The organism is Stenotrophomonas sp., assembly GCF_032103445.1.
In the GTDB taxonomy this organism is placed as follows: Bacteria; Pseudomonadota; Gammaproteobacteria; order Xanthomonadales; family Xanthomonadaceae; genus Stenotrophomonas.
The window spans coordinates 1-5,683 of record NZ_DAMDFR010000119.1; the positions used below are offsets into that span (position 1 = coordinate 1).

The window sequence follows — 5,683 nt, forward strand, 5'->3', positions numbered from 1 at the left end:
CTCGTCAAAAACATCCATGTTTTTGACGGTCCCGTACCCCCCACCCCCCGGCCCCTCGACAGTGAATCGGCGGCCACAGGAGATCAAAAGCAGGGTGTCGGGGCTCTGGCGTTTCCCATCCGCCCGCGTGAAACCATCGGGGGCAGGACGGGGTGACCCCCATCGGGACTGTTGAAAACATGGATGTTTTCGACAAGCCCCCATGGATGGGTTCACGGCGTGTCCCGATGGGGGTCACCCCGTCCTGCCCCGCAAGTTTCAATCGAGACGCTGCTGTTGGCGCAATCCATCACCACGCGACAACAAACCGCAGGTGCAGTGAAGCCAGAAGCAGCGGAGAATAGGGGGGGTACCCTGCAAGGATTTCCCCCATGGCTGTGCGCAAGACCAAAACTCCTGTTATTGAAGTCCAGGCTCGGCCTGGGCTGCCGTTGGGCATGCCTGCGGCCACCTTCCTGCGCGATTACTGGCAGAAGCGGCCGCTGTTGATCCGGCAGGCGTTTCCGGACTTTGAAACGCCCGTGCAGCCTGAAGACCTGGCTGGGCTGGCCTGTGAGGAAACCGTGCTGGCCCGGGTGATCAGCCATGATCGTGCCACCGACGGCTGGACCGTGCGTACCGGCCCCTTCCAGGAAGAAGATTTCCCCGGCATGCCCGACCACGACTGGACCCTGCTGGTCCAGGACGTCGACAAGTGGGACCCCGATGTGCGCGCCCTCATCCAGCACTTCGACTTCCTGCCGCGCTGGCGCATGGACGACGTGATGATCAGCTTTGCCGCCACCGGCGGCTCCGTCGGGGCCCATGTCGACCAGTACGACGTGTTCCTGCTGCAGGCCTACGGCCACCGACGTTGGCAGATCGATGCCAGCGAGTCCATCAACGGCAAGCGCCCGCCGCTGGACTTCCGCGACGACGTCGACATCAAGCTGCTCAAGCGTTTCAAGGTCACCCACGACTGGGTCCTCGCCCCCGGCGACATGCTGTACCTGCCACCCAACGTGCCCCACAACGGCGTCGCCGAAGACCCCTGCCTGACCTTCTCGTTCGGCATGCGCGCCCCCGCCGCCGCCGAGCTGATCAGCGACTACCTCGACACCCTGATCATGGACGCCAGCGAGGACATCCGTTATCACGACCCCGATCTCAAGGTGCCGGAAGATCCCAACGAGATCGATACCGTCGCCATGAACCGGGTCGTGGCCGCCCTCAATGCCATCCGCATGAACGACCCTGACCGCCTCGGCGACTGGTTCGGCCGCTTCATCACCACCTATCGCGCCGCTGGCGAAGTCACCGCCAATGGCGAACCCCTGCCGCCTGAAGAGATCGAGTCCGCCCTGGCCGGCGGCTTCGTGCTCGGCCGCCACCCCTGGGCCCGGCTGGCCTGGCGTCGCGCCAGCCGCGGGGCCAGCCTCTACTGCAGCGGGCTGGAATTCGCCCTGTCGGTGAAGGACGCCCAGACCCTGGCCGCGCTGGAACAGCTGGATGCCGGCACCTACGGCAAGCTCTCCGCCAAGGGCCGCGCCGCGGTGCAGGACCTGGTCGCCGGCGGCTACTACCAGCTGGTCGATCCCAGCGCCTTCGACGAAGAGGACGACATCGAAGAGGGTTACGAGATCGTCGACGCCACCGAGACCGTCGAGGTGCTGGAAGACGCCGATCTGGAAGCCGACGTCCACGAGGTCACCATCCATGAGGACGGGGTTGAAGTGATCGTCGATTTCGACGACAGCGACGACACCGACGAGCCCCAGCGCTGACATGGACCCCGCCGGCGAACCCCTGCTGCCGGAACTTGCCCGCCTGTTTGCCGGGGCGGGCAGCATCGACACGGCCGACCAGGCCGTGGCGATCACGACAGCGCTGGTGCAGCGGGCCCGCCGCCAGCTGTGGATCCACAGCCGCGTGCTCGACCCCGGCCTGCTGGATGCGCCGCCGGTGCTGGAGGCGCTGCGCCGCTTTGCAACCGCCCGTCACGACAAGCAGGTCTGCCTGATCGTCCACGACGCCAGCGCCATCGCCAGTGCCGGATCGCCCCTGCTGGGGCTGATCCAGCGCCTGCCCACGGTGTTCCGGGTGCGCCAGGTCACCGACCCGATCGACCGGGCGGTGGCCTCGGCCTGTCTGCTCAATGATGTGGGCGACTACTACTTTCGTCTGAGCGGGCATCGCCTCGACGGCGAAGCCGGCCTCGCGCAGCCGGCACGTTCGCGACCGTTGCAGGACGGTTTGCAGCGCGTATGGGAACGTTCGCGTGATTGCAGCGAGCTGCGCGCACTCGGGCTGTAGTCCCGAAGACCGGGCCGAACCTGTCTGGGAATGACACCGCAAGCCCCGGAAAGTCCCGTTTGCTGCCCCTTCCTGTCCTGATGGGGGTACAATTTGGTGGTTAGATACCGCCCGCGCAGGGCTATTCACATTTGTCCTGCCGGATCATCGAAGACTTACCCCCACAAGCGAATCCGACCCTCCATCGTGGACAATCTACTGAAGCAGTTTGCGCAGTCATCGCAGCTCGCCGGCGGCAACGCCTCCTATGTCGAGGATCTGTACGAGCAGTACCTCGTTTCTCCGGACAGTGTCGATCCCAAATGGAAGACCTACTTCGACGGCTTCAAGGGCCGCGAAGCCGGTGACATTCCGCACTCGGCCGTCATCGCCCACATTGCCGACGCCGCCAAGGACGCCCTCAAGGCCGGTACCGGCGCTGGCGCAGGCGACGAACGCGAGCGCAATGTCGGTCGCCTGATCACGGCCTACCGCTCGCGCGGCCACCTCGACGCCAAGCTCGACCCGCTGGGTCTGGCCCAGGCCGTGAACTCGCCCGATCTGGGCCTGCCCTTCCACAGCCTGTCCGAAGGCGACCTCAACGCCGAATTCAGCACCGGCGGTGTCGGTGGCCAGCCGCGCATGAAGCTGCGCGACCTGCTGGCGCGCCTGAAGGCGACCTACACCGGCTCGATCGGTGCGGAGTTCATGCACATCTCCGAGGTCGAGCAGCGCCAGTGGATCTACCAGCGCCTCGAACTGGCCGGCGGCAACTACAACCTCGATGCGGACACCAAGCGCCGCACCTTGGAGCGCCTGACCGCCGCGGAAGGCCTGGAACGCTACCTGCACACCAAGTACGTCGGCCAGAAGCGCTTCTCGCTGGAAGGCGGCGACGCGCTGATCCCGATGATGGACACCATCATCCGTGACGCCGGCAAGGACGGGGTCAAGGACGTGGTGATCGGCATGGCCCACCGCGGCCGTCTGAACGTGCTGGTCAACACCCTGGGCAAGAACCCGCGCAAGCTGTTCGACGAATTCGAAGGCAAGTTCGAACACGACGAGCACGCTTCGGCCGGTGACGTGAAGTACCACATGGGCTTCTCGGCAGACGTCGCCACCGATGGCGGCCCGGTCCACCTGGCGCTGGCGTTCAACCCGTCGCACCTTGAAATTGCTGACCCGGTCGTGGCCGGTTCCGTGCGTTCGCGCCAGGAGCGCCGCAAGGACACCGCACGCAAGCAGGTCATGCCGATCCTGATCCACGGCGACGCGGCCTTCTCCGGCCAGGGCGTGGTCATGGAACTGTTCCAGATGTCGCAGGCCCGCGGCTTCGCCGTCGGCGGCACCGTGCACATCGTGGTCAACAACCAGGTCGGCTTCACTACCTCGAACCCGCAGGACACCCGCTCCACCCGTTACGCGACCGACGTGGCCAAAATGATTGCCGCACCGGTGCTGCACGTGAACGGCGACGATCCGGAAGCGGTGGTGTTCGCGGCCAAGCTGGCGTTCGATTTCCGCCAGAAGTTCGCCAAGGACGTGGTCATCGACCTGATGTGCTACCGCCGTTGGGGTCATAACGAAGCCGACGAACCGGCGATCACCCAGCCACTGATGTACCAGGTCATCCGCAAGCACCAGACCACCCGCGAGCTGTACGCCGCGCAGCTGGAACAGGCCGGCGTCATCGCCGCCGGTGCCGGCAAGGCCATGGTCGATGCCTACCGCGAGAAGCTGGACGCCGGTGAAGTCACCACCGAGCTGGCCAAGGTCGAAAAGACCCCGCCGACCAGCCCGCTGTTCGTGGATTGGCCGAAGCTGCTGGAAGGCAAGCTGTCCGACCCGGTCTCGACCAAGGTCGAAATGGGCAAGCTCAAGCAGCTGGCTGAAATGATCAACACCGTGCCGGCCGAAGTGGAACTGCACTCGCGCGTGGCCAAGGTGTACGACGACCGTCGCAAGATGGCCGCCGGCGAGATCCCGGGCGACTGGGGCTTCGCGGAAAACCTGGCTTACGCCACCCTGCTGGATGAAGGCCATGCCATGCGCCTGGTCGGCCAGGACGTGGGCCGCGGCACCTTCACCCATCGCCACGCGATCCTGCACGACCAGAAGACCGACAACTACTACCTGCCGCTGCGGCAGCTGGTGGATTCGCCGGAAAAGGTCGCGGTGATCGACTCGCTGCTCAGCGAAGAAGCGGTGATGGCCTATGAGTACGGCTTCTCCACCACCGATCCCAACACCCTGTGCATCTGGGAAGGCCAGTTCGGCGACTTCGCCAACGGTGCCCAGGTGGTCATCGACCAGTTCATCGCCGCCGGCGAAGCCAAGTGGGGCCGTATCTCCGGCCTGACCCTGCTGCTGCCGCACGGCTATGAAGGCCAGGGTCCGGAACACAGCTCGGCGCGCCTGGAGCGCTTCCTGCAGCTGTGCGCACTGGAAAACATGCTGGTGGTGGTGCCCTCCACGCCGGCCCAGGCCTTCCACATGCTGCGTCGCCAGCTGTGCATGACCACCCGCAAGCCGCTGGTGGTGATGTCGCCGAAGTCGCTGCTGCGCCACAAGCTGGCCGTGTCGACCCTGGACGAACTGGCCAACGGCGAGTTCCAGCACCTGATCGGCGACGCCAACGCGGACGCCAAGAAGGTCAAGCGCGTGGTGCTGTGCTCGGGCAAGGTCTACTACGACCTGCTTGAAGACCAGACCAAGCGTGGCCAGGACGACGTCGCCATCATCCGCGTGGAACAGCTGTATCCGTTCCCGCGCGCGCTGCTGGCCGCCGAACTGAAGAAGTACGGCAAGGCCACCGACGTGGTGTGGACGCAGGAAGAACCGCAGAACCAGGGTGCGTGGTACCAGATCCGCCACCACCTGCAGTTCTGCCTGGCCGATGGCCAGAACCTGCACTACGCCGGTCGCGCGCGTTCGGCTTCGCCGGCCGCCGGTCACATGGCTGACCACATCATCGAGCAGCAGAAGCTGGTCGCCGATGCCTTGGTCAACCCGTTCAACGACGTTGTCGCTGAATAACCCCCACTCATTTCTAGAAAAGACAAATCAGGAAGCTCCCGCATGGCCACCGAAGTCAAAGCCCCGGTACTGCCCGAATCCGTCGCCGACGGCACCATCGCCACCTGGCACAAGAAAGTCGGCGATGCCGTCAAGCGCGATGAAAACCTGCTGGATCTGGAAACCGACAAGGTCGTTCTGGAAGTGCCGTCGCCGGTTGATGGCGTGCTGAAGGAAATCAAGTTCGACGTGGGTGCCACCGTGACCTCCAGCCAGGTCGTGGCGATCATCGAAGAAGGCGCGGTTGCTGCTGCGCCGGCTCCGGCCGCTGAAGCGCCGAAGGCGGAGGCCCCGAAGGCCGCTGCCCCGGCGGCCGCCGCCGCTCCGGCTCCGG

At 65.3% G+C, this 5,683-nt stretch carries 4 protein-coding genes; all 4 read left to right on the forward strand.

The window, feature by feature from the left end; all coding sequences use genetic code 11:
- The first annotated feature begins 371 nt into the window (after window positions 1–371).
- Window positions 372–1,763 carry a cupin domain-containing protein gene (locus RT551_RS21000; RefSeq protein ID WP_313462098.1) on the forward strand — a complete coding sequence of 464 codons (1,392 nt, stop codon included), beginning with the start codon at window positions 372–374 and terminating at the stop codon, window positions 1,761–1,763.
- A 1-nt stretch (window position 1,764) separates the two neighbouring features.
- A complete protein-coding gene (locus RT551_RS21005) occupies window positions 1,765–2,292 on the forward strand; it encodes a hypothetical protein (protein WP_313462101.1) in 528 nt (175 codons plus the stop codon).
- 186 nt (window positions 2,293–2,478) lie between these two features.
- Window positions 2,479–5,310 (forward strand): 2-oxoglutarate dehydrogenase E1 component, encoded by a 2,832-nt coding sequence (locus RT551_RS21010; RefSeq protein WP_313462103.1) that lies wholly within the window; start codon window positions 2,479–2,481, stop codon window positions 5,308–5,310.
- A gap of 42 nt (window positions 5,311–5,352) precedes the next feature.
- The coding region (locus RT551_RS21015; protein ID WP_313462106.1) for a biotin/lipoyl-containing protein at window positions 5,353–5,683 on the forward strand (331 nt) is incomplete at its 3' end.

Bases quoted from the DNA above. Each gene is read 5' to 3' on its own strand.
- RT551_RS21000 (WP_313462098.1), top strand. From the start codon at position 372: ATGGCTGTGCGCAAGACCAAAACTCCTGTTATTGAAGTCCAGGCTCGG.
- RT551_RS21005 (WP_313462101.1), top strand. From the start codon at position 1,765: ATGGACCCCGCCGGCGAACCCCTGCTGCCGGAACTTGCCCGCCTGTTT.